We start from the raw sequence: 25324 nt of genomic DNA, 5'->3' as shown, positions 1-25324 counted from the left end.
TTTCTACACCGCCATTGCCACAGGGTTATCGATCCGGAGAGTACCGCTGCGATAAGTTTAGGGATAGCCGGAGCAGTTGCTACCAGGAGGTTCAGAAAAAGGGCATTTTCCCGTTCTTTTTCTGCCGTATGGATGGCTTTCTCCTCACTCAGCAAAGATTCGATTGCAGCTGTCATCGATTTCTTATAGTAATGAACTCTGACTCTAAAAAAAACATACCACGAGAATTGTTTTTTCCTTCTTAGCTGACCGGATAATTTGAGGGCTGTTACGAACGGGCTGGTAATCAGGGATCTTACCGGATAAGGATGAAGTGGGGGTAATCCCATAGGGAAGTTCCCTCCGGGCTAACTCCTCCTTGAGTTCAGGACTTCCCCCAATTCTCACCGGTCTGCCCCGCTTCAACCTGAGAGTCTGGTATGAACCGATGATTATCGGATAATTGCATTGAAGACAGAATGAGCGAGAATCGTGAATGAATAAAGAAAAGGTTGGCGAAATCAGGGATTTGCCGGAATATTATGTACGGACTCCGTTCCAGGAATACGTAGCGTCACTTTCGTCATTAGCGCTCTTCCATGTTCCGGTGAAGGTGTTTCCATCATCAGACAGTACAAATTCAAAAGTGCCGGATGTCTCCGGAAGACCACTCTCAGACCAGGTGCCTGTCAGTGTGTTTCCTTCAACAGTACCCGTGATTGACCCTGTAAAATCATGTTCGGGATTTACATAGGTTCCGGTTACCGACGAGCCCGTCTGGGTGAATGTAATGTCATCCCCTGGTACCGGGGTCGCGTGATCTGCAGATGTCCATGTCGTACTCCATATGCCTGACCAGGACTCTGCCTGAGCAGTAGGTGTTGCCGGTGGTGTATCGGATGTGCTTGTGCAACCCGCAGCCATGAACATGAGACATGCAAGGCCGATAAGGATAAGACTGATTGATTTTTTCATAAAAATTTACCGCCTTCTTAATTATGTTTGAATCAGCTACAATACAGACAAAACTAAGAGTAAATCAATGTGCCAATTGAAAATTTATACTTACCTGTTGCTGCCATAACAGCTGTGAACAGATGATAGAACCTCCGGAATGTCCCGGATATCCGGTGAGTAATTTTTCCGGGGAAAAGGCGGCTGAAGAGGAATCCTTATGCAGACACCGATCGATTGAAGTATAATGTCACTGCCGGAAGCACCATCTCCTCCCAATGGCACCATCCTCTCCTATGCCAGAACAATCCCCAAATCCATATATCTCCTCTATTTCCTCTTCCTGGCGGGGATATTCGGCCTCCTGTCCGGATTCCAGTACGCGATACTCCGGATTATCCCAATTGAGTTCACCCTCCGGCATATCTACCTCAATGTAGGCGATCCCAGCCTGGCATCCATGTTTCTCAGCAATTATATGCATAATCCCCTGGATTCTTCGCATATCACAAATAATCTCTCTTCAGCCTACCTTCTGATCATTGCGATCTTCGTTGTCGGCATCATCATTCTGCCGGCTCTCCGGTCTCCGATGCCTCCGAAATTCTTCCCGGCAACCATCCTCATATTTCTCCTGGCACTTCCGTTCTCCATCTCTGGAATATCGATCTGGTCTGCCCGTATCATGGGAAAGGAATGGTCTTCGGGATTCTCCGGGATAACCTATGCATTCCTCGGGCTTCTCTTCTTCCTGATGCTCTCGCTTGTGTACAGAACAGTACTGGAGAGCCGATCGGAGAGTACCTCCCAGTCGGTCTTTGTTCTTCTCACTGCAACCTGTCTAACGCTCACCCTTGCCATCTGCCAGATCTTCACTGAGCTGCCTTCCGGGACGGTGAATGTCTATGCCCATCTCGGCGGCCTTCTCCTCGGCCTTCTGATCCCCTCCCTCATCGGCCTCTTCCTGACTGCCCGGGATCACAGGCAGAAGGTAGTTGCCGGGGTCTTCATCGGATCTGTTCTTTTCATTCCCTCGGTCTTCTGGCTTCTGATGCCGTTTTGATTATGTATTCGGGGTATTCAGGCCGGAATGATCCCCTATCCCATTCTGAAGATTCCCCTCAGCCGAAAACCTCCTCAAAAAACCCTATGGGGGGTTCGTACAATATGACGAATATGACGAGTATGAAAGATCATACGGAGAAGAGATCAAAAACAGGAGAGAGAACGTATCCACTCTTCTTTCTCTTCTTGTTCTTCTCAATTGGATTCCTGTGTTCTGTTTTAGAGAGGGATGTATATTAAGGGCTGCAGTGCAGCCTGAAAGTGTTTTTTGGATGTTGTTCAGTTCTCTTCTCCCGGTATGAAAGATCATACTCTTCATATAGATCATACTCCTGATCAGTACCAGAGCTTTTCTTTGAGGTACCCTGATCGGGAGAATCCGTTTCGGTCAAAAAACACTCACAGACCGCACGGTAAAGATAGATACTCCATGCACTGTCACCTGTTCTGCATGGAATCATTTGCTACCGAAGAGATGGCATACCAGCAGAGTACATCAATCTCAGAAATAACTCCGCAGACAATCGCCCGGCATTCTCAGACAGAGATGATACAGGCACGATTCGATACCTTATGCAGATCCCACCCCTCCACTTCGGCAAGGGTTCGACACCCCCTTCCCCCTCAGAAGAGGCGGTACCGGGCAACCTTCAGCCTCACTCCGGCTCTTGCAGAGCCGCTTGAGCTCTACCGGAGGAATGGCGGCAATGCCTCGGCCCTTGCCTCCCGCCTCCTCTCCCTCTACTTTGAAGGAGAGATAAGAGTGGATGATGATTCTGCCCGCTTCTCCTTTCGGGAAGCAAAGATCGAAGAAGAACAGGCCGAGCTGAACCGCCTCTCTGCCCTCGTCACGTCAGCTCACCAGAGACAGGAGGAGCAGAAGAAGAAAGAGGGCGCCATACAAGAGGAGCGGAGAAGACTAATCCGGACCGAGTTTGCTGATGCAGCCGGCAATCCCCGTTCATGGAGAACCGACCTCAGGATCGACGGCTTTGACCCGAATGCGGTCATCCGGAGCCGGGCAGAGTCCCTCTCCGATCGGCTTGTGGTACCAGTATCCGGGGTAATTGAAATGATCGCAGAGGAGATTCCGGGGCTTCTTGCGGTGAAGGGAGATGGAGTGGATATGGCTTTCAGAAAGAACTGATCAGCTACCTCCCTTCTGTTCAGTTTATAAAACCAAAGAACCTATTTGATTGGAATATCTATGGTAAAGATTCATCATCTATTCTTACTCTGCCTCACACTCTTTGCCGTGTTTGCCGCAGGATGTACAACCACTGAAGAGATCACACCTCCTGCACCCATTGGGGCAGAAGCGCTGACGTTCGTAACAGAAGAGCATCCTCCCTTCAACTATATCGAAGACGGGGTTGTCAAAGGGATCTCTGTTGATATCCTGCTTGGAACACTTGAAGAGATGGGAACCCCGGTAGCACGAGATCAGATCAACGTGCTGCCATGGAATATCGCCTATGAGACCGCCCTCTCAGAGAAGAATACCGTCCTCCTGACTACAGTCAGATCCCCGGAGAGAGAAGAGCTCTTCAAATGGGCGGGACCATTTGCATCTGTAGCCTTTTGTATCTTTGGAGAGCTGTATGAAGAATTTGAGATCTCGACTGCGGATGACCTGAAGAAGTACCGGATCGGGGTCGTGCAGGATGATTATGCAGGAATTTTGCTGAAGGAGAGTGGAGTTTCAGAATCAAACATCATTGTAGCGGATGATGTGCCGACGCTCATCTCTCTCCTCCATGATGGGACAATCGATCTCTTCTGTCATGGTGATTTTGCCGGAAGGTACTTCATTGAAAAGACAACTGATGATCCAGACCACTTCGGGATTGTCTACAGATTTGAGACCGATGATCTCTATTTTGCCTTCAACAGGGAGACATCAGACGCTCTCGTCGAGGCATTCCAGGAATCCCTTGACACCCTCCGTTATCAGCCCGACCAGACCGGAGTAACAGAATACCAGCGTATCCTGTACAGCTACAGTGGCGCTTCTTACGATCCGGACCCATCCATCACACGAGAAGAGGTGATCGGACTTGTCGATGGTACGGCCGATGCCATAGAGAAGGACACTCCCGACACCTTCACCAGGATCAATGCCGGTGAGCATCCCTTCTGGGACAGAGAGAACAGGGCACTCTATGTCTTTGTCTATGACACCAATGTGACGATCGTTGCTGAAGCTGATAACCCGCGTCTTATCGGGGTGAATATGAGAGGGAAAACCGACATTGCAGGCACACCTTTCCGTGACCAGATCACCGATATTGCCCTGGCAGAAGGTTCCGGCTGGGTTGATTACATATGGATGATCCCGGAGAAGAACGGGATCTATCATAAATCAGCCTACTTCAAACTGATTGAGGGGAGCGATAGCAATCAGTATATTGTCATCAGCGGACTGTATACTGCCAACCCAAATCCTGCCCACCAGGATCGGTATTGAATAACCAGAAGGACGTTTACGGGGGGTATATCCATCCATATAATCCTTTTTATCTGAAGAAGCATGGGAACACCCCATCATTTTCATCTTGTATCCCTGTTGCCCTTGGTGGCATCATAAGCGTTTTTCTCCCTTCCACACAGTATGCATAGTCATATTCCTGCTAAAAACCGATCTTTTGGATGAGTATACCAATTCAAAATAAGTGCTTTTTAAAGGATTACAATCCATCAAAAATATACCTTTATGCATGAGTATAACCATTCAAAATATCATGGCACCTCTCCCTCCCCCACGCTCTGGCTCCCCGGATTCCCCCACTAACTCCGGATATGATGGATCTCCCGGCTCCTCTTTACCTTCCAACTTCCCTCCTCTCCTCGATATCCTTGCAGCCCAGAATCCCTGGTGGAACAATCGGGATTTTTCGGCCCTGGCAGGCATCTGCCGTGGCCGCTACTTCAAAAAGATCCGGGCATATTACGACTCCGGCGAGATCGTTGTTCTCAATGGGGTGCGGCGTTCCGGCAAGACCACCCTCCTCATGCAGATGATCCAGGATCTGATCAATGAGAGAGGGGCAGAACCGCGTTCGATCCTCTTTGTCAACTGTGATGAGCCAGCAATTGCCCAGCTTGCGAACCCGCTTGAAATGGTGCTGGATACCTATAGGAAAGAGGTATACAGCCAGGAGGGGGCAACCCTTGTCTTTGATGAGATCCAGACAATCTCCGGATGGGAGCGATGGATCAAGGCTATCTATGATCGAAAACAGTTCCGGTTGGCTATATCGGGTTCATCCTCCTACCTTCTCGATTCACAGGCCTCACAGTTGATCAGTGGCAGATACCTCTCTCTCCAGATTTACCCACTTGATTTCTCAGAGTATCTCCACTTTCATGGAATAACCGGGATAGCCGATCCCGTCACACTCGCCAGTAAAAAATATGAGATTTTCGAACTATTCCATCGATATCTCTACGAAGGTGGGTTTCCGCAGGCAGTCCTCCAGAAGGATGAATCGGTAAGGGTGGATCAGCTCAGTGCATACTATGACAGTATCGTCTACCGTGATATCGTCAGGGGGAACAATGTGAGGAATCAGCGGGCATTGGGTGATCTTATTTCGTATATGATGGCGAATATTACCTCCCCATATTCGTACCGTAAACTGGTTGATCTGCTCGGAATTGACACGGCTACGATAAAAGAGTACATCAGGTATGCAGAGATGGCACAGATCCTCTTTGAGGTTGTGCATTTCAGCTACTCGCTGAAGGTACAGGCAAGAAACGATAAAAAGGTCTATTGTATCGACAATGGACTCAGGAATGCAGTTTCGTTCTCATTCTCAAAAGATACAGGGCGCTGTGCCGAGAATCTTGTCTATATCGAACTGCGGAGGCGCGGGTATACGCCCTATTACTGGAAGAAAAATGGTGAGGTGGATTTTATCCTGAAAATGCGTGATTCCAGCTTAAACGCGATCAATGTAACCTACACTGATCAGATACACAGGCGGGAGACAGACGCCCTGCGTGAGTTCGCAGAAGAGTTTGGATCAAAGGTGAGCCGGTGCCTCCTCCTCACAAAGGATACACAGGGGACCGATGGAATGATTCAATATATCCCGCTCTGGAGATGGCTGCTCCTTGGGGATGGAGAGGACGGATCCCAATCACTCTGAAAGGAATGAGGGTATAAATCAGCAGTGTAATCAGGATTGAGACGCACATCCTCGATATGCTGCTTGATAGCCTCATGTGTCAATGCATCTGCAAGGGGGATGGTTCCCGGAAGCTGGCACAGCAGGGAGGAACAGTACAATGGTGGTACCTGCCTACAGTCCCCTCCTCTGATGAGAGGAGAATAAATTCAGGAGCTTCTTTCTCCTGATCTTCATCTCCATTCTGCAATGGATTCACTTCTATTTCTCTTCTCCCTACCTCCCCTCAACGCTCCCCTTCTGAGGAATATACACCTCTCTCCTTCCTTCAGAATGGAGCTTCTCAAGGTTCTCCGGGATTGCTGATCCGAGTTTCCGGGCATTCAGGTCCGACACATAGATCCGGGTGCCTTTGATCTGCACCCTCTCTCTTCATAACTACCCATAATCCTCCCGGAGATTCACCCGCCGGAGCAGCTGGGCATTCGCTGCGACGATGACGGTACTTGCCGACATCAGGACGGCACCCACCGCCGGGGAGAGCATGATGCCGACAGGTGCAAGGATGCCCGCGGCAAGCGGCAGGGCAACCACATTGTACCCTGCGGCCCAGACCAGGTTCTCCTGCATCTTCCGGTAGCTTCTCCTGCTTAAGTGGATGAGCGAGACGACATCCCGGGGATCATTCTCAATCAGGATGACATCCGCAGACTCGATCGCGACATCAGTCCCGGAGCCGATGGCAATACCAACATCGGCACGTATCAATGCGGGGGCATCGTTGACCCCATCGCCGACCATCGCCACAAAACGCCCCTGCTCCTGCAGTTCGCTGATCTTTTTATCCTTGTCTTCGGGGAGCACTTCGGCAAAGACGATCTCAACACCCAGTTCTTTACCAACCTTCTCTGCAACAGCACGGGAATCTCCCGTCAGTATCGCAACGGTGATGCCCATCTCCTGAAGTGCCGTCACCGCCTCATAACTCTCCGGCCGAACAATATCGGCAAGTGCTGCCGCCCCGATCACCGCACCATCCACAATCAGGTACATGACGCCCTCCCCCCGGGATGCTGCGGCATCAGAAAATTCCTGGATCTCCGGGCCCGGTGTCACCTCAAGATGGCTGAGGAGATTGGGCCCCCCGACATAGATCGTCGAATCAGCCGCCGTTTTCGCATGATCACCATCTCCCGGCGCACCGGCACCTGCACTGAGCGTCGCCCGGATCCCCCTGCCTTTCAGCGCCTCAAATCCGGAGACAGAAGGTATTGTTACCCCCCGGCGATCGGCTTCACTCAGGATGGCACGGGAGATAGCATGCTCGGAATCCCCTTCAGCAGCCGCCATCAGGGCGATAACATCATCTTCGGTCTTTGAACCATCTGAGAGAAGATCCACCACACCCTGTTCCCCCCGGGTGAGGGTGCCTGTTTTATCAAAGACGATGGTATCGAGCCTCCGTGCCTCTTCCATTGCAATACGGTTCCGGATCAGCATGCCGTTGCTTGCTGAAAGCGAAGTAATGATCGCAACCACAAGCGGAATTGCAAGACCGAGGGCATGAGGACAGGCGATCACAAGGACCGTGACGACCCGTTCAATAACGATAATACCAAACCCAAGAGCAATCGTCCATGCAACAGCGGCAACCACCGCAACAGCGATGGCCGCATAAAAGAGCCAGCCAGCCGCCCGGTCCGCAAGTATCTGTGTATGGGATCTGCTCTGTTGTGCCTCAGCCACAAGTCGCATGATCCCCGAGAGCGTCGTCTCGTCACCGGTTGCGGTGATCCGGACCCGGAGGCTTCCGTCCTGGTTGATTGTCCCGCCGATGACCCGGTCCCCGGACTCCTTCCTGACAGGTGTTGACTCCCCGGTAATCATCGCTTCACTGACATCAGACTCCCCTTCCTGGACAATGCCATCTGCAGGAATGCTGGCTCCCGGTCTGACCAGAACCAGATCATCAGCCTTCAGATCGTCAACAAGGACGTCTTCAGTCTCCCCTGAATCGGTCAGCCGCTCTGCGGTGGACGGGATAAGCCCGGCCAGTTCATCAAGTGCCCCGGATGCACGCCGGACACTCCGCATCTCAATCCAGTGGCCGAGCTGGAAGATGACGATCAGGGTGACAAGCTCCCAGAAGAGTGGCTCTCCGATACCGAAGAACGCTGCTCCGAGGCTGTAGACAAATGCAACAACGATTGCAAGTGAGATCAGCAGCATCATCCCTGGCTTGCGGTTCTCTGCCTCGACCGCACCCATCCTGAGGAAGGGAAGGCCCCCATAAAGGAATATGATCGTTCCAAGCACCGGAGCCACATAGTCACTCCCCGGAAATGCATAGGCAGTATAGGAGAACCACTCCTGTAGCATGACGCTGTAATAGAGGACGGGCAGGGAGAGGAGAAGGCAGACGAAGAAACGACGCTTAAACATCTCCTCGTGACCGGAGTGATCAATATGTGAACCCTGGTGTTTATCCCCGGATCGTGGTTTCTGATCCGCAGTGGCCTCCTTGTACCCCTCACAGATCCGGCACCCCGGGCAATGGCAGCTGGTGGGATCCTGACCACCGGAGTGTCCTTCTCTTGTCTGGTTATGCGTATGATCGTGCAGGTTGTGGGTCATCTCTTCATCCCCCATATTAAAATGAGACTGGCTTGGTGCAGGTTCATAAAAAGGTATCTGTGGAAGAAAGAAAACATGATGCCGGTGCCTCCACCTCACCCGTACGTTTTTATCCTCCCACTCCTACAATCCTCTTCAATCACTACACCAAAGGTGCAAGCCATGAAAAAAATCTCCTATCGGCTCATCATCGGGGCAATCCTCCTCATCATCGGAGTGCTCCTCCTCCTCAGGGCAACCGGCATCTATGACACCGGCCAGCTCCTCGTCTATACCCCATCGGTAATCGTCCTCTTTGCACTCATTGCACTCATAAAAAGCGGTTTCCGATCCGTATCAGGCCCGATCATCCTGATCATCATCTTCGGGACAATACAGCTCGTCGTCCTCGAGCTCGTCTCACCTGATGTGATCCTCCCGGTGATCATCATCGCTGTCGGGCTCGGCTTCATCTTTACAAGGATCAGACGTCCATCCATCAGGGAGCGGGTAACAGATAAAATCGAAATGATGGCAATCCTCGGCGGAGTCGAGAGCCGGAACTCCTCAAAGACCTTCCGGGGCGGGGAGATGCTTGCCATCTTTGCCGGGGCCGAACTGGATCTCCGGGATGCCCACATTAACGATCCCCCTGCCGAGATTCAGACCTTCACCCTCTTTGGCGGGACCGAGATCCGTGTGCCCGAGGACTGGAATGTCCGGCTGAACGTGCTTCCGATCCTTGGAGGAGCAGAAGACGAACGGCGGCGGCCGCGTGCCGGAGGAGAGAGGGGAGATGGCGATGCAGACAAAGGCACACACGATCAGCCGGATCTCATCATCACCGGCTTTGTCGCATTCGGCGGTGTCACGGTGAAGGATTGAGCGAGCATTAAGTCCATACCGATAAGGAATGTGTGTATCATTCCAGGAGGGGATGGTAACTATCAATATCCCCGAAATCTGTCATCTTCGATCCGTCAGCTGGACACTGTAGCTCTCAGATGCGATCTCAATCCCCTTCTCCTCTTCAAATGCCTCGATGATGAGCTGGTGTAATCGTGAGCGGACTACACGGCGCTCCCGGGCATAGGTAACGAACCGGACCGAGAGGAGAATCCAGTTATCGGTGAGGGTGATATAGACGGCCGGGGTGATATCCTTCTTTGGGAGGAAGAACCTCTCTCCAATCCGCTCGATCTCCTTCTCTGCTATGATTGCAATCTCTTCGGTCTCCTGTCTGGCAATCCCGATGAGAAGAGCCACGGCCCGGCGCCAGTCACTATCGTTGGTGACAGGGATCTGGATCTCATCCCAGAGAAAACTGTGATCCTTGGTGAAATTCTGAACCGAAGCACTGATGATCTGACCATTTGGAATGATGATGAGGCGTCCGGTCGGCTGATCACCGGCCACCCATTCGCGGATCTCCATCAGGGTTGTATTCATAATCCCGACATCCATGACATCGCCATATCTCCCCTCGATCTCAATCCGATCACCGACGCCGTATACACCGGTGAGGAGGATCGTCAGGCTTCCGGCAACATTTTTGAAGACATCCTGGAGTGCTATTGCGATCCCTGCACCAATGATACCGAAGAAGACCATAAGTGCCTGAATATCACTCACCCAGATCAATGCAATTGCGGCGGATATCAGGACCAGTTCAATGACCGATATCACCTTGGTCGCAGTATACCGGGAACGGGAATCGGTGACATTCCTCCGGATCACCTCTTCAAACACGATGCTCAAAGCGGTGAAAAGTGCTGTGATCCAGATCAGGGTAGTGAAGATCTGTGCAAGGAACGGAGAAGGAAAGAATCTATCTGCAAGGAATACCGTAGCCGAGATGATGACGAGTATGCAGAGAACGATGTATTTTTTCTTCATGCTGTATCTTCCCGGCGATTGTACCCCTTTAATAGATCCCCACATATAAAAAAACTCACTTAATAGTTCAGAGAATGGTCAGTCCCCTGCCGGCATCTCTCCTCCTTTGACACAAGCCACGAGGATGGACCATTGTGCTGCCATATACAAAATAAACAGATGCCAACAGTCCATTAAGAACAAATTTTTTAACAATAATTATATAATAATCGCACAATAACTGAGAATATTGGAAAGGGGGTGATATCGCATCATATGATCGAGATCAATCTTATTAAACTGAAAGATACTGCAACACCGGAAGATGTTTTGAGAGTAGCCAGGATGCTTGAAGACTTCGGGACAGAAGTAATCATGGTCTCACACCTGAAGAAATGGCTCATAGCTCCTCTCGATCAACAGATGGCTGTTGAAGTGCGCAAGCTGCGTACCGTCGAACTCCTTGGGGGAATCACCCTGAGCGAACCACATATTCCGGTGATTCAATCATCGGAGAAATAAGGATCTGATAACGTATGGCACTACCAAGTAGTGTGGGACAGGAGCTTCTTGATGTTCCTTTCCCTGAAATGGTTGAGAAGCTCGCCCTTGCTATTGCACAGGGGCAGTTTGCTCTTGATATGAACTCCATCAAGGTAGCACAGATGCTTGCTGACATTACGCTACCCAAAGATACGGTTCCTATCGCGATTGAAGAGACGAGGGATGATGAAGGAAATGTGACAGCCTCGGCCATCGTCTACAACAAATCTGATATGCCACTGATCGCCTATGGGCTGAATCCGACATTCTACCAGTTTACTGATACGATCATCGAAGTCAAGATGACGATTACCATGCGGATTGAACGATCACTGGAAATTGGTGTATCAAAGAAATTTGAGGTCAAATCGACCACAGATACCAACGCAAGCTACAAAACAGGAGGTATTGCAAGCTTCTTTGCCGGAACAGCCAAGTTTGGTGTGAAGAATACAACAACTGTGGCATACACATCCACATTCAATGCAAAGTATGCTCAGTCGTATTCATTCCAGGCAGAAGGGACCAGTCTGATACGGACAATCCTCAAGCCGGTTCCACCGCCAAGCAGGGCAATACCCACCATCGTCGCAAAGGAAGAGATCAGTGCCTGACGTGGCTGGCTACAGGGCCAACCCTGTGGTGAACCACCCGGACGCATGGAGGACCATGTATGGCTGACGTTGAGAAGATCATCGAAGACGTCCTGATCAGCCCGCTTGAAAACGTCCTGCTTCATGTGAGCAGGGGTGTTGCCCAGAGTCAGCTGGAACTGGATAAGAACAGCCTTGCAACGCAGACACTCATTGACAATACAGGAGATCTGAGTGAATCAGGGATCACAGCAACGTGGTACCATTTCTCTGAAGTAGAGCTGGAACTGAAGATGGCCCTCTCAATGACCAGGGTCGTTGAAGAGAAGAGTGGAGGTCTGAAGATATTCAGAAACCGACTTTTTGCAGCACCGATGAACGCTCACTACCAGAATGCGTTTAAGTATGATAGTACCTCAAACAGCATGATTAAGGCACGGCTCGTCTCCATACCGCCACCAATTCAGGTACGGAGATCCTGAGGGGGAACGTATGGTCAACACGAGAAGAGATGCCATTGGGCCGGATGCACTCAAAAAGGCGCTGGAGGGTGTAGAGAAGGATAAAGCCAGAATGACTGAAGAGCTTCAGGTCGACAGGAAGAAGATTGAGTCCCTCACCAGAGAGCAGGAGATGCTCAATACCAGTCTTGCCGAAATTAAAAGTAAGAATGCGGAGATGCAAAAGCAGCTTGCTTCCCTCCAGAAGGAGAAGGCAACCCTTACAGGAGAGAATGAAGAGCTGAAAGGAGCTGTCCGGCGGCTTGAGAAAGAGGAGGCGGGTTTACAGACCAGAATCTCTGCTCTTGAGAAGGAGGCGGGACAGCCGAAGGCAGATGAGGAGATCGCAGATCTCCGAAGGAACCTCACCGCCCTTCAGCAGGAGAGGATGGCTCTCAAACAGGAGAATGAAGAGCTGAAGGGATCAGTTGGACGTCTTGAGAGAGAGGAAGCTCTCCTCCGCGGAAGGATCGCCGGTCTCGAGAAAGAGATCAGGATACCGGAGACCGGTGAAGAGAGTCCGGATATCCATACCCGTCTCGCATCAATCCAATGGGAGAAGATTGCGCTCTCAGTTGAGAATGAACAGCTCAGGACTGCTGTTGCCCGGCTTGAGAAAGAAGGGTATGAAACCCGGAACAGAATTCAGATCCTGGAGAAGGAGTTACAGCGCCCGAAGTTGTTGCCTGAAGAACTGACCGGGATGCTGAAGAACGCCCTGATGAAGATGGACGAGGGGCTGCAGACAACCGGGGGAAGAGTAGGCTACATCGTCGGCACGTTTGATGCAGATATTAAAGCCAGTCTCTCCGTTGATAAGGATAACAACTTCTCAATGAAGCTCCCCTATCCCGGAGAGAAGGTGAGCCCGGACTCACTCAGTTCGATTCGGCTCTCCTTCTCAGCAGTTCCACGGATGGATCCAATCCTCGTCGGAGTTCCCCAATGTACAGGCATGTCCAAAGAGACTGCAATCATGGAGGTTCAAAGGGCCGGCCTCACTGCTGAGACGAAAGAGCAACTGAGCCCGTCACCTGCCGGGACGGTGATCGATCAGGAACCCGAGGCATATGCAGAGGTAGACCCAAAGAGTACTGTTCTGCTGACGCTATCCATTCCACAGGAAGTGATCATTCCAAAGCTCACCGGGATACCAAAAGAAGCTGCACTCCGAATGATTGCAGAAAATCATCTCATGGCCGGGGAGATCAGGCAGGAGCTCTCGACAGGACCACCGGAGATCGTCCTTGGCCAGAACCCCGCAGAGGGTACAGAGGCTGAGGGTTTGAGCCGGGTGGATCTCGTCATATCCATGGAGGGTGTCGCCGTTCCCTCCCTGATAGATCAACCAGAAGAGGAGGCGGTAAAATCTCTCAGGAAGGCAAAGCTGGAAGCCGGAGAGATCAGGCATACGCGATCTCAAAACCTTGATCGGATCGTTCTTCAACAGTCACCCGGTCCGGGTGAGATTGTTGAGCCGGGATCCCGGGTGATCCTGACGATTGCACAGCCCATCAGCATCAAGGATCTGACATCGATGATCCGGTCTGATGAGGAGGCGCAGAAGAACGAGAAGCTCTTCCAGCGAACGCTGACAGCAATAGATCGTCTCGAGATACAGAATCCCGAGGAGATTAGACGGCTGACCGGGATCTCTCCTGAGGATCTGAAACAAACACTTGGATTGCAGACGGATGAGGAGGCAAAGAAGGTGAGGAAGGTCATTGAACGAGTCTTCAGCACCCTTGCGGCCCATGATTGAGCGGATCTGAAAGGATCAGTTCGGAACCATCCTCTCTTTCTTTTCTTCCAAAAAAAAACTATTATACGGAAAGCCCCATATTTTGGGCTACGGCAACCCTGATTACACCATCTCCGGAGAGAGCAGGAAGGAGCGGCAGCCTCCGGATCATCACTCCTTCGCCTTTGGGGTACGGCTCCCTTTCAGGCGTGAAGGTGGAGCACCCCCTCCCGGGTGGATCCTGGCACGAAGAGCCTCCGAAATCTCCCGCAATCTTCGCCTGATATCTATCTCTCCAATCTCCTCCCTGATCCGGAGGATCACCTCAACTGCAACCTCCAGATCGATTATGGTCATCTGATCGCTGTTACGTATCTTAGTTTCATGCCTTTTATTTATATAACGCCAATATACCAATAGGCTGGTGAATACCAGTATGGAAGAATCAACATTCAGACGGTTTCAGCGCGAGGTCCGACACTTCTTTGCCGTTTCTGTAATGAACATCGCTTTTGCCGCACTCCTGATGGCATTCGGACTGATGGTTGTCGTACAGGAAGTGGTCTCAATATGGGAGACATTTACCACTGAGATGGCTGTGACCTTCTCCCCGGTCGTCCTCATTGTTGCCGTATCTGCAATGATAATCGGACTTGGCTGGATCATCACCAGTGCCAGGGTCTTTGAAGGGATCGAATCGATAAAGAATGATCTCGGACAGCTGACGAAGAAAAACAGATCGCAGATTGAATCAGATAATGACGAACGAGACGAAGAGCTGACCCGGCTCATCGTCAGGATGCTCTCCCATTACCGGGATAATCATGGCACAATCCACCGGATGATTTATGTTTGTATGCTTGGCAGCTGCAGCATCTTTGTCCTTGGGACCATTGCGAGCCTGGAATACTTCTCTGCCTCACTGAATGGCTTCTCCTTCACCATCGGACCGAACCCGCTGCTCCTCCCGTCCATGGTTATCATGGTCGCCTTCGCCATCGCGAGCCTCATATCGTCAATCTACTTCTACCAGTTTTCGAGGGTCTGGGATGAGCGGTTAAAGGAGATCGAACAGTCAGAGGATCTGCTTGAAAAGACGCTGGAGATGAGCCTGGGATGAGCGGACGGAGGACCGCATATGAGATCTACTGGGAGATCCTGGTTTTTTGCCGAAAGCCACAGTCATTTACCGGGATCATCAACCGGTGTGATCTGAACTCAAAGACCGGCCAGGAATACCTTGGGTTTCTCATGGAGAAGGAGTACCTCATGGAGACGATCGAGGGGGATAAGAAACGATACTCCTCAACCGGGAAGGCCGGGGAGTATATCACCCTCTTTAACTCACTCTACCAGAAGCTCTTTGATACCGCTCCGACGTTTAAGTTATAATGAACAGGGGGACGGGATGGCCGGATCCGGCCTCCCTGAAGGTTTTTTTACCGAGAAAAAATGAGAGAGCTCAGATGGACTCTTCCCATCGCTGCCCCATGTCGATGAGGGGGCGGACTTCGGTGATCGTGAAGGTAACCGCCGCATAGACCATGGCTGCCGCCTCACTGCCAGCCATCTCCGCAATCCGGCTCCTGAATGTTTCAAGTGCTTCCCCTGAGGTTGCACTTTCTGTCATTTTCAGATAGACCCGCAGACCTTTCCAATCATCAAATGATTGTCCCGGCTCCATGATCAGATAGACCGCATGAGGGTTCTCATTGAGATATTCAAGAGTCCTCCCATTGCCAAGGGCCATCACAACCGTCTTCTCATCGGTCATCATCGGTGAGCCGAAGACAGCAGAATCGACCATGCCCTCCCGGTTCGCCGTGCTCAGGGTGCCGATTCTTGGTTGTTTGTTGAAATATTCACGTAGTTTTTCCACGATTCTTCTCCTCCTTGCATCTTTATGTGTTGGAATAGCAGAACTTCTTCAAATAGGTATCGGGAGGGGAGGGGATTGGGAGAGAGGATTCACTTAAACCAATATCCGAAGCTTTATCGATAACCACAATAAATACAGACAGATGCAGCCCCCGTCCCGCCTCCTCCGTTTTGTGCATACCGCCGATCTCCACCTCGGGAGCAGGGTGATCACCCTCCCGGGCATGGATTCCCAAACCTCATCCGGTCTCACCGATGCCACCTATACGGCATGGCAGTCGATAATTGACCTCTGTATCAGGGAGGCGGTCGACTTCCTGCTGATCGCCGGTGATGTCTATGATAGTGCAGATAGAAACATCCGGGCACAGCTGCAGTTCAGAGACGGGCTCAGGCAGCTTGAGAAGCACGGCATTGCAGCCTATATCGTCCATGGAAACCATGATCCCGCGAATGCCTGGTCACGATCAATTCAGCTCCCAAAGAATGCCCATTGCTTCTCATCAGAAGAACCGGAGGTGATCATCCACAGGGATCAGGATGGAACCCCGATCGCGGCGATTGCGGGGATGAGCTTTGCAACAGCTCATATCCGTGAAAACCTTGCCGAGCGGTTTCCACCCCGCGACAGAGAATGGCCGTTTACCATCGGCCTTCTCCATTGCAGTATCGGAGGAGCAATCGGCCATGAGCCATATGCCCCCTGCAGCATCGATGATCTGAAAGTCTGCGGCTATGAGTACTGGGCACTCGGCCATATTCACCAGCCTGCAATGATAGCCTCCGGGGATCCGTACATCATCTATGCCGGCAATCCCCAGGGGAGGGACATGGGCGAGACCGGGGATCGGGGGTGTCGTCTTGTCACGGTCGGTCCAGATGGATCGGTTGGGATCGAGCCTGTCCGGACAGGGAGCTATCACTGGGATCTGATCGAGATAGATATCTCCGGAGCTGTGGATCTCGGCATCCTCGAAGAGAGGATCAGAGAGAGGCTTGCTGCAATATCCGAGGAGGCAGGGGGCCCGATCATCACCCGCCTCATCCTGACCGGGGTAACACCCCTTCACCATGAGCTTGCCGGAGGCGGGATCACCGCACTTGCTGAGCGGCTCACCGAGGATACACCCACCGGAAAACACCCTGTGTACCCGGAGCGGATCATCTCCCGGACAACCCCACGGATTAATCGGGAAGAGATCATCGCCCGTGATGATATCCTCGGGGAGATCTGCAAGAAGAGTGCCGGGTTACTCTCTGGGGACAAGAAAGAGATTACCAAGGCGATTGCACCACTCTACATCTCCTATGCCCGATCATATCTCAATCAGCCTGATGATGAGGAGATGTGCGCAATCATTGAGGAGGCAGAGGCCCTCCTTCTCTCCAGGCTCGCTGCAGGAGGGATCGAATGAAGATCACCTCGCTCTTCATCGACGGGTTTGGAAAGTTCAGCCAATGGAGTCCTCCTGATCGGTTTGGCGATGGAGTAACAGCGGTCATCGGTCCAAATGAGGCGGGGAAGACGACCATGCTCGCCTTCATCCGACGAATGCTCTATGGGTTCCCGGATGGAAGGAAGAAGGATCTCAACCATTACCAGCCGGTCAACGGTGGAAAGATCGGGGGCAGGCTTGCATTCGAGACAGATGCCGGAGACGCATATCTCCTGCTCAGGGATGGTGTACGGGGCAGCCCGACCATCACCAGGACGGATGGAACAGAGGTGAGCGGGTCGCTCCTCCCCTCGCTCCTCGGACCGGCAGACCAGGTCTTCTATGAAAATATCTGTGCGATCAGCCTTGATGAACTCCAGGAGTTTGGAACGATCGATCGGAAGGAGATACGCGACAGGCTGGCAGCAGCCGGTGCAGGCAACCTTCCGGTACGAAAGGTTGCCGATGAACTGGGTGCATCAGCAGATGCAATCTATGCGATCCGGGGGAAGAAGAAGCAGATTAATGCCCGTATCACTGAACTCAAGGACCTTGAACAGAAGATCCGGACAGTAAAAGAGAGCCAGGGAGAGTATGATCGGATCAACGAAGCAATCTCAGAGAAGAGAGACGAGCTTGCCCGGAAGAAGGATGAGAAGAAGAGTTTTGAAGAGGCGATCACCTACGCAACAGCCCTCTCAAAAGCATGGGATCTCTATCTGGAACGGAAGGAGGCGATCAAGGCACGTGAGCAGATCCCGGAGACAGGGACTTTCCCTGAAGACGCCCTGCTTGAGCTTAATCGGTTGGTTGAAGAGGTCAGACGGCTCGAAGAGGAATCCAGAGACCGGATGCAGCAATGCGAACGGATCGATACAGAGCTTGAAACAGTCCGTGCACGGGAGGAGATCCTCAATCAGACAGATGCAATCCGATCCATCGAGCGGACGATTGAGCGATACCGATCCCGGAAGGACGATCTGACGAGATGCCAGCTGGATCGTGTGCAGAAGGAGAAGAGATCTACCTCACAGTTGGAGAATCTCGGGGATGACTGGAGTCGTGAGCGGATCATCGGCTTCGATACATCGATCGCGGTCATAAATGAAATCAAGGCTCTTCATGAAGACCTTGAGAGGACAGATGATGCCTGCAAAACAGCATCGATCAATCATACAGCAGCCAAAACAACGTACATGGAGAAGAGGGAAGATCTTTCCCTTGTGCATCAGCGCCGGGCAGATATTGGAGAGATACCGGACCCAGGAACCGCTCAGAACCTCTTAGGACAGGCACGTGACCTTCTTGGGGTTATCCTGCAGATCGAGAGCCTTGAAGATGATCTCGCCTCAATTCGGAAAGAAGAGGCACGAACTCACGAGATCATCGCATCCCTGAAGATACCGCCCGCTCCCCAGCCCCCGAAATGGCCGGGCTACCTCGTCTTCCTGGCCGCCATCCTTGCCCTCATCGGAGGATTCCTGGCAGAAGCACTCCTCCCGGCAGCCGCCCTTGCAGCAATTCTCATCATTGCCGGTGCAGGCATCCTCTTCTTCAGGGGAGCTGCCAGCGATACCGGCAGTCCAGTCACTGGTGATGGATCGTACCAGGAGGAGGCACGGACGCTTGCGGCAGAGCGGAATGAAATTGAGAGGAGACGCTCTAACGCCGAAGAGAAGGGGAGAAGGATCGCCGGGGCATTCGGTCTTGCATCCATACCATCACGGCGGGAAGCTGAGGATCTCAGAGATCATCATGAGGATCTCGTCACGCTGGCCGGCCGGGGAGCCGATCTGGAGAAGGATATCGCCCGTGCAGAAGCGCTCTGCCGGACCGCATCCACAGAACTAAAAGCACGGAAAGATGCTCTTAGCCATGCCAGATCCAGACGGAAAGATGCGATTGATGCATGGAAGAGCTGGTGCCAGAGGCGTGGTCTTCCGGATACAACTCATCCCGAACTCATCACCCACCTCATCAGCGGGATAAAGGAGGCAAAAGACCTCATCATAGCGATTGATGGAGACAGAAAGAGGGAAGATACACTCTATGAAGAGATTCAATCCTTTGAAGAAGATGTACGTGCCGTTGCTGCTGCCTGCAGGGAACCGGTTGCCGGGACCCCGGATACCATCGGGGAGAGACTTATAACCCTCCTCAACGAGGCAGAAGAAACAAAGAGACGGGAGATAAGTCTTATTGAGAAGAGGAGGGGCGAAGAGAATGAGATGGAGAACACCCGTTCACGTCTGCAGAATACCACCGGGATGCTCATCACCCTCCTCCAGAGCAGGGGGGCGGCAACACCTGAGGAGTATCGTGAGCGTGAGCGTCTCTCACGCGAGAGGGAGGAATTAAAGAGGCGCATCCATGACGCCGATGAGGGAATCCGGAGGATCAGCGGTGATGAACGGTTCGATGACGTCATCATGGCACTTGGAGAGTATGATCCCATTGTGATGACCACCCGCCTCCGTGAGATGGAGGATGAACAGGTCAGGATACATACGTCAATTGAGGAGATCAATCAGGAGATCGGCACTCTCCAGGAACGCTCTTCCGTGATTGAGGGAGATGACCGGCTCACCGTCCTCATCTCAGATGCGGCGGCACTTCGGGAGGAGATCAGCCGGATATCCAGAGAATGGGCGATCTACACCACAGCATCGAGCCTGCTTGCCATGGCAGTCGAGACATTCGAGCGGGAAAAACAGCCGGCGATCCTGCAGGAGGCACAGTCATTCTTCTCAGGCATCACCGAAGGGAGATACACCAGGATAATTAAACCCCTTGACTCTGCACATGGATCGGATCTCTTTGTTGAGGAGAGAAGAGGAGGCCGAAAAAAGGTTGATGAGCTCTCACGGGGAACAGCTGAACAGCTCTACCTTGCACTCAGATTTGGTTATATCCGTGACTATGTGCATACAGCCACCCCTGTTCCGGTCATCTTTGATGATATTCTCGTCAACTTCGATCCAGGGCGGCGAGAAAATGCATGCAAGGCAATCGCAGAACTCGCAGAGACCTGCCAGGTCCTCTACTTCACCTGCCACCCCGAGACGGTTGCTGATCTGACCAGTGCAGCACCGGGGACGGTGGTGATGGATCTCTCTGCGATCTGAACCCCGTCATTCTCCTCACCCCTACCATTGAAAATATGCGAGTATCGGGATCTGAAGAGGTCATCTCAGCGGTACCGCCCTTCCCCTGTCCGAAGGCTTCCGGTTCCATACTGCCAGCCGGGATCCGGTCCAATCAGGGTGATCGAAACACTCTCCCTGAAACTGTTCCCGGACCATCCAAGAACCCACCAGCTGTTACCACCCTGATGACTGATATCTATCGTGACCAACGTCTCCGGATCACAGGCATATGCAGCAGAGAATGGTGACTCGAAGGTATAATATGAACTGACACTCACTCCACCCGGCGGTGTGGGTGTATCATAGGGCTCCTCTGCCAGAGTCAGGTTTCGCTTCGGTGAGAGGACCGGTTCATTCCCAAGGGGATCTCTGGTATTGATCTCTTCAACATCCCTGAGGGAGACGCCAAACTCAATCGGGATCAGAACCGGAGTCGCCTCTGAATACTCTGTACTGGTTATGATCTCTGGTGTCGGAGGAGGTGTCTCCCCGGGGCGAATCGGGGTCGGTGTAATCAGGTTCCGGTATGTGGGGACGATCCGATCTGCTGAGATCTGAAGCATAACGGCCCCGTCGATCTCAACGAGGGAACATTTCCAGTCATCAGGGAACCCATAGCCTTCCTCCTGGAGTATCGCCTCCCCAATAGGTGAGTTCCCATTCCATGAGGGGAGGGGGAGGATGAGCGTCACATTATCAAGTGATCTCTCAGCGGAGATCGTCACCTGATAGCTATATTCCGAACTGTAGCTCTCTCTGAACATCTTCTCAGTCTGGATGTACAGACCTGTGAAGAAGAGTCCGAGAATGATCACCAGAATAGCCAGAATGGTGATTGCTGTCTTTTTGGTATTCATAACAGATTCCTCCGGGTCAGGATGTGAGCTAAATAGACCTCCTCATCCCACACCATCTCAGGAGTACTCTCCTTTTCTGCAGGAAAAAGATTGTGATGATCGGAAAACCTGCAGAGAGGGAGGTTGCAATCCGGATCGTCGAAGGAAGGAGCGGTCAGATCTCGTGCTTCTCCTCCCAGAGGCCAAAGGGATTCCCCTCTGAATCCAGACAGAGGGCTAACGCTCCAAAGCCGGGAATCTCGGTATAGGGCATCGTTACTGCCCCGCCCATCTCCTCGATCCTTGGGAGATAATGAGCGATGGATTTAACCCCGATATAGCATGTTATCCTCTGATCAGGAGCTCCACGCATCCCAAGCCCTCCTCCGATTGCAGGAGCGCTCTTCCCATCCCCTGTTTCAAAGAGGAGATAGTCGGAGTAGCCGGGCACCTCATGAAATCTCCATTCAAAGATGGTTTCATAGAATGTACGTGCCCGCTGCAGATCGCCTACAGGGATATCGATATGAACGATCGTTGCCATACATGCTCCTATCCTCTCTGGTACAAATAATAATTTCCTCCCCATTATTCAGGATGCAAGTGTCATCACCCGGTATCATACTCCCTCAGGCAGTAATAACATCCATTATACCCATCAGCTATCGCATCCTCAAGCGTGCAATAGTAGACGCGGTTTCGCTGGGCAATGCGGTGAGCCCAATCGCAATCCCGTACATGCACTTCGCCTGAGTTCATATTCGCGATATATGGTGCATAGGTATTGGCTCCGGATGTCCCGATATTCATGGTGACCAGGGCCTCAGTCTCATTAATCTCCAGGGTCTCGCCTGAGACGGTGATCGATACTGCTGTTCCGGGAAGGGTCTGCTCGATGACGGCCGGGAATAGGACAATCGGAGGCATTTCAGAGACGATTCTGCTTACCACCCAGTCAACGATATAATCAAGGATGAACTCCGGCACACTCCATGGGAGTGGAATATCTATATCCAGTGCCGTCAGGGTGACCATCAGCCTCCGTGACGAGTCCAGGGTGACAATCCCTTCAGCATTATTGATGATGACGGTGATGCCACTCGCATACAGATCAAAGAGCTCCACGGTGCTGGTCGTTTCATCTACCTCCCATAATCCCCAGAAGAGGTTGGTGGTTGTCGTGATCTGCATATAGACATTAACCCCGATTTCAAGGTTCACGGAACCAGAGAGGGAGACAGCATTCCCCGGGAGGAGATCAAAAGTGAACTTCGAGAAACCCATGGTTGCTTCGGCTTCGATCCAGACACGGTCCAGATCAACCTCTGTCACGACAAGGCCACCAGTGAGAATTGCAGTCCCCCAGTCGATGAGTGCATCAAGGAAGTCGACGAATGATGGGGGATCATACTCATAGGACCCCATGACATCCATGGTCTTTGGATGTGTTGTATGTGCCCACCAGAAATCGTAGACACGGTGCATGGCGGCCTCGTTTATCCCGATCCCGATATGGTGGCCATTGGTAAAGTCAGTTACTGCCGTCGAACTCCCTCCGGTATATCCAAGCAGATTCACTGCACCCATAACAACAGATGGGGGAAATACCCGGGCAGCCCCGAGACCGATGGGGAGCCGGTAGGCCTCACCAGCCGGCATGAAAGGGAGATCTGCTGAGAAGATGACGGGAGAGAGTTCGATGGTGGTCACCTCATCGGTGAGGAACGCCTCCATACCTATGGCAAGGATCTGGTTCAGTTTTGCAAGGACTGAAGCAGGCAGATGATACCTGTTGTCCAGCTCCAGATCCTCGATGAGCGCCTCGCTGCACTCAATACGGAACTGCCGGGTTGGCTGGTCAAATTCAGGAGCGGCAGCTATCCGGAACTGAGCTTCGAGATCAAATGATATCGACCCAAGAAGAGTGATGACAGCCTCTCCACGGATGGTTATCTGAAGGCCCCCGGTATCTGTCACCTCAAATGTCGGTTCTCTCGCAAGAGAGACCCGGTATCCGATATCCATAAACTCAAGGAGATCCGGGGGAACATCCGGAACAGGAAGTGTATAGATGCCTTCAAATGTGGGGAGCCTCCCGAGGCAGTAGGCGATTCTAAGAAATGTATTGATGAGATCCTCATGGATCTCCATGACCACATCATAGCCCCCGGTACTCATGGTCCTTCCTCCCGTGGAACGGTGGTGATCTCACCGGTCTTTGGATCAATCGATACCCTGACCTTTACCGGCTCCCCACTCTGGACCATCCGATAATATGGCTTTCTGTTCTCAGGTATCGTCGCCATGATCAGACGTGTGTCCGCTTCGATCTGGGCATGCCATTGATCACTCACCATTTGCCGGAATGCATCATCAACAACAATTCCCTCTTCCTCAAGTGTTCCGGGGAGATCTTCCTGGAGTCTGCGTTTCAGATCATGATCCTCTGCAATGCGACGTTGAAGCCCGGCAAAAGGTTCAAAGGAAAAGCGTTTCAAACGTTCCGGATCAACTTTAAATCTCCGCTGCATATTATTAACCTCCGTATATACGGCGGAGATGTTTTTTTACTGTATTAATATATGCGCACCATCGATGGAGTGCACTGAAAGAAGAGGATACTATCCTACGTCATCAGAACACAATGATGGCGGGAAGGTATATGCCTCATTTACCAACTATCATAATCTAAAATTTTTTCTGGCACAGCAGGTAAAATAACCCCAAATACCCTTTAAAAGTAAATAAAACACCATATATGAGATTAATATAACAACAAATACAGGACATTCGCAAAGACTACACTATTATTATATGTACCTTCTACGCTGCTCTGACAGATGCAACAGAAACCCCGATAGGATATAATCTATAGAGTATGGGAGTACCCCCTCAGAATTTTCATCGGGATATCCGGAGTATCAGAAACCAGAGGATAAGAAAGATCCCGGTAGAGATGGCAATGAGTACCACCCCGTCTATCTGATAGTAGTGCCCACCCGCCAGCACCGCGACAGATGCCCCAAAGAACCCTTTTGCATATATGCCGTGCCGTTTCTCCTTCTGGTCTCCCGTATTGATGCTGGCTGCACACTTCCGTGCACTGAAGGACGCGGGGATACTATGTCTTTATTTTCTTCAAGGCTTTTGCAGCACGTTTCCGAACACTTTTCGAGGTATCCTCCAGTGCAGCAGTGAGATCATCGACAGCCTGGGGACTTCGAATTCGACCAAGTGCCTTCGCAGCAGCCTTCCGGACACCCTCTGATGTATCCGCCAGTGCGGTAGTAAGCGGGCCAACGGCACGCTGCGAGCGAACCGCACCAAGTGCTTTTGCAGCAGCCTCACGGACATCTTCTGACGAATCCTGCAATGCAGCGGTGAGCGGCTCGACTGCTGATACAGTACGAATCTTTCCAAGCGACTTGACTGCGGCTTCCCGGACATCCGCTGATGTATCCGTTATGGCAGCAATAAGAGGACCTGCCGCCTGCTGATCACGAATCTTTCCAAGCGACTTTGCCGCTTCTTTCCGTACAGTACGGGCATCATCCCGAAGACCCGCAATCAGATCATGAACCGCTCTCTGGTCACGGATCTTTCCAAGGGCCTGGGCAGCCCGCCTCCGAACGACAGCCTGATCATCCCTGAGCACTGCGAGGAGGTGATCAACCGCCTCTGCTGCACGCATTTTACCAAGCCTTTCTGCCGCATCACTCCGAATATCGGGATCGGCATCTCTGAGTTGCTCAATCTTCATTTCTCCATCATTCATGCACACCACACCCTTGATAGATGGAATGTCATTCTCTGGGTGCACCCTGGGTGACAACCCCTGACATCCATTGATCACTATGACCTTACGTGAACTACCCCCCGCTTGCGCAGGGGGCTTCCTGCGAGTGTCCGGGGATCGATGCGATCTTCAGACCTGTATGTCGCAGATTACCGGTAAACTCCTGGTAGCCCGTCCACAGGGCATTTTGTGATAGGCAGCGTAGCATAATATTGACCGCAGCGTTTCTGTCGCGG

At 51.9% G+C, this 25324-nt stretch carries 25 protein-coding genes; 13 read left to right on the top strand and 12 right to left on the bottom strand.

Annotated features, from left to right (window positions below; genetic code table 11):
- The coding region (locus RJ53_RS10740; RefSeq protein WP_211531630.1) for a hypothetical protein at nucleotides 1–329 on the bottom strand (329 nt) is incomplete at its 3' end.
- 190 nt (nucleotides 330–519) lie between these two features.
- Nucleotides 520–903, bottom strand: coding sequence for a lipocalin/fatty acid-binding family protein (locus RJ53_RS10735; protein ID WP_211531629.1), 384 nt, complete (start codon nucleotides 901–903; stop codon nucleotides 520–522).
- 277 nt (nucleotides 904–1180) lie between these two features.
- On the opposite strand from RJ53_RS10735, the gene RJ53_RS10730 reads away from it, so the two are divergent.
- From RJ53_RS10730 to RJ53_RS10715, 4 genes are all read left to right on the top strand, one after another.
- Nucleotides 1181–1996, top strand: coding sequence for a rhomboid family intramembrane serine protease (locus tag RJ53_RS10730; protein WP_211531628.1), 816 nt, complete (start codon nucleotides 1181–1183; stop codon nucleotides 1994–1996).
- A 453-nt stretch (nucleotides 1997–2449) separates the two neighbouring features.
- Complete coding sequence (locus RJ53_RS10725; RefSeq protein WP_211531627.1) at nucleotides 2450–3145, top strand: hypothetical protein; 696 nt, start codon at nucleotides 2450–2452, stop codon at nucleotides 3143–3145.
- A 60-nt stretch (nucleotides 3146–3205) separates the two neighbouring features.
- Entirely contained in the window at nucleotides 3206–4465 is a 1260-nt protein-coding gene (locus RJ53_RS10720) for a cache domain-containing protein (RefSeq protein ID WP_211531626.1), read from the top strand.
- Nucleotides 4466–4739: 274 nt separating this feature from the next.
- The gene (locus RJ53_RS10715; RefSeq protein ID WP_211531625.1) at nucleotides 4740–6152 is read left to right on the top strand and encodes an ATP-binding protein; all 1413 of its coding nucleotides are present in this window, start codon (nucleotides 4740–4742) and stop codon (nucleotides 6150–6152) included.
- 255 nt (nucleotides 6153–6407) lie between these two features.
- On the opposite strand, the gene RJ53_RS10710 is transcribed toward RJ53_RS10715, so the two are convergent.
- Nucleotides 6408–6554: a hypothetical protein gene (locus RJ53_RS10710; RefSeq protein WP_211531624.1), complete on the bottom strand. Its 147-nt coding sequence runs from the start codon at nucleotides 6552–6554 to the stop codon at nucleotides 6408–6410.
- Between the two features lie 15 nt (nucleotides 6555–6569).
- Nucleotides 6570–8765, bottom strand: a complete 2196-nt coding sequence (locus tag RJ53_RS10705; RefSeq protein ID WP_211531623.1) for a heavy metal translocating P-type ATPase — start codon at nucleotides 8763–8765, stop codon at nucleotides 6570–6572.
- Between the two features lie 162 nt (nucleotides 8766–8927).
- Here RJ53_RS10705 and RJ53_RS10700 point away from each other — a divergent pair, with 162 nt between their 5' ends.
- Nucleotides 8928–9629: a LiaF transmembrane domain-containing protein gene (locus tag RJ53_RS10700; protein ID WP_211531622.1), complete on the top strand. Its 702-nt coding sequence runs from the start codon at nucleotides 8928–8930 to the stop codon at nucleotides 9627–9629.
- Nucleotides 9630–9710: 81 nt separating this feature from the next.
- On the opposite strand, the gene RJ53_RS10695 is transcribed toward RJ53_RS10700, so the two are convergent.
- A complete protein-coding gene (locus RJ53_RS10695; RefSeq protein WP_211531621.1) occupies nucleotides 9711–10640 on the bottom strand; it encodes a mechanosensitive ion channel family protein in 930 nt (309 codons plus the stop codon).
- A 255-nt stretch (nucleotides 10641–10895) separates the two neighbouring features.
- On the opposite strand from RJ53_RS10695, the gene RJ53_RS10690 reads away from it, so the two are divergent.
- The 4 genes from RJ53_RS10690 to RJ53_RS10675 are packed head-to-tail and all read left to right on the top strand — an operon-like array spanning nucleotide 10896 to nucleotide 14017.
- A complete protein-coding gene (locus RJ53_RS10690; RefSeq protein ID WP_211531620.1) occupies nucleotides 10896–11141 on the top strand; it encodes a hypothetical protein in 246 nt (81 codons plus the stop codon).
- A 14-nt stretch (nucleotides 11142–11155) separates the two neighbouring features.
- Complete coding sequence (locus RJ53_RS10685; RefSeq protein WP_211531619.1) at nucleotides 11156–11776, top strand: hypothetical protein; 621 nt, start codon at nucleotides 11156–11158, stop codon at nucleotides 11774–11776.
- Between the two features lie 59 nt (nucleotides 11777–11835).
- Nucleotides 11836–12237, top strand: a complete 402-nt coding sequence (locus RJ53_RS10680) for a hypothetical protein (RefSeq protein WP_211531618.1) — start codon at nucleotides 11836–11838, stop codon at nucleotides 12235–12237.
- Nucleotides 12238–12247: 10 nt separating this feature from the next.
- Nucleotides 12248–14017, top strand: a complete 1770-nt coding sequence (locus tag RJ53_RS10675; RefSeq protein WP_211531617.1) for a PASTA domain-containing protein — start codon at nucleotides 12248–12250, stop codon at nucleotides 14015–14017.
- Nucleotides 14018–14167: 150 nt separating this feature from the next.
- Here RJ53_RS10675 and RJ53_RS10670 read toward each other — a convergent pair whose 3' ends face one another.
- A complete protein-coding gene (locus RJ53_RS10670; RefSeq protein WP_211531616.1) occupies nucleotides 14168–14353 on the bottom strand; it encodes a hypothetical protein in 186 nt (61 codons plus the stop codon).
- 79 nt (nucleotides 14354–14432) lie between these two features.
- On the opposite strand from RJ53_RS10670, the gene RJ53_RS10665 reads away from it, so the two are divergent.
- Nucleotides 14433–15116 (top strand): hypothetical protein, encoded by a 684-nt coding sequence (locus RJ53_RS10665; RefSeq protein ID WP_211531615.1) that lies wholly within the window; start codon nucleotides 14433–14435, stop codon nucleotides 15114–15116.
- Complete coding sequence (locus tag RJ53_RS10660; RefSeq protein WP_211531614.1) at nucleotides 15113–15388, top strand: winged helix-turn-helix domain-containing protein; 276 nt, start codon at nucleotides 15113–15115, stop codon at nucleotides 15386–15388. Before RJ53_RS10665 ends, RJ53_RS10660 begins: the two co-directional genes overlap by 4 nt.
- A 70-nt stretch (nucleotides 15389–15458) precedes the next feature.
- Here the strand turns inward: RJ53_RS10660 and RJ53_RS10655 are convergent, their stop codons facing one another.
- Nucleotides 15459–15875 (bottom strand): pyridoxamine 5'-phosphate oxidase family protein, encoded by a 417-nt coding sequence (locus RJ53_RS10655; RefSeq protein WP_343221888.1) that lies wholly within the window; start codon nucleotides 15873–15875, stop codon nucleotides 15459–15461.
- A gap of 142 nt (nucleotides 15876–16017) precedes the next feature.
- On the opposite strand from RJ53_RS10655, the gene RJ53_RS10650 reads away from it, so the two are divergent.
- Together RJ53_RS10650 and RJ53_RS10645 are read left to right on the top strand one after the other, a co-directional pair.
- A complete protein-coding gene (locus tag RJ53_RS10650; protein WP_211531613.1) occupies nucleotides 16018–17289 on the top strand; it encodes a metallophosphoesterase family protein in 1272 nt (423 codons plus the stop codon).
- Nucleotides 17286–20435 carry an AAA family ATPase gene (locus RJ53_RS10645; protein WP_211531612.1) on the top strand — a complete coding sequence of 1050 codons (3150 nt, stop codon included), beginning with the start codon at nucleotides 17286–17288 and terminating at the stop codon, nucleotides 20433–20435. The genes RJ53_RS10650 and RJ53_RS10645 overlap by 4 nt, the downstream gene beginning before the upstream one ends.
- Nucleotides 20436–20500: 65 nt before the next feature.
- Here the strand turns inward: RJ53_RS10645 and RJ53_RS10640 are convergent, their stop codons facing one another.
- The 5 genes from RJ53_RS10640 to RJ53_RS10620 form a co-directional block, all read right to left on the bottom strand.
- Entirely contained in the window at nucleotides 20501–21313 is an 813-nt protein-coding gene (locus RJ53_RS10640) for a hypothetical protein (protein ID WP_211531611.1), read from the bottom strand.
- 154 nt (nucleotides 21314–21467) lie between these two features.
- Nucleotides 21468–21836, bottom strand: coding sequence for a VOC family protein (locus RJ53_RS10635; protein ID WP_246496102.1), 369 nt, complete (start codon nucleotides 21834–21836; stop codon nucleotides 21468–21470).
- Nucleotides 21837–21901: 65 nt separating this feature from the next.
- Nucleotides 21902–23470, bottom strand: a complete 1569-nt coding sequence (locus tag RJ53_RS10630; protein ID WP_211531609.1) for a hypothetical protein — start codon at nucleotides 23468–23470, stop codon at nucleotides 21902–21904.
- On the bottom strand, nucleotides 23467–23823 hold the full coding sequence (locus RJ53_RS10625; RefSeq protein ID WP_211531608.1) for a hypothetical protein: 357 nt from the start codon (nucleotides 23821–23823) through the stop codon (nucleotides 23467–23469). Before RJ53_RS10625 ends, RJ53_RS10630 begins: the two co-directional genes overlap by 4 nt.
- Nucleotides 23824–24413: 590 nt before the next feature.
- Nucleotides 24414–25052, bottom strand: coding sequence for a HEAT repeat domain-containing protein (locus tag RJ53_RS10620; protein WP_211531607.1), 639 nt, complete (start codon nucleotides 25050–25052; stop codon nucleotides 24414–24416).
- Between the last annotated feature and the right edge of the window lie 272 nt (nucleotides 25053–25324).

The sequence above is a fragment of the Methanocalculus chunghsingensis genome, assembly GCF_018132105.1.
Taxonomy (GTDB): Archaea; Halobacteriota; Methanomicrobia; order Methanomicrobiales; family Methanocorpusculaceae; genus Methanocalculus; species Methanocalculus chunghsingensis.
Note: the sequence above shows the minus strand (reverse complement) of the source record. Positions and strands in the feature narration are given on the sequence as shown.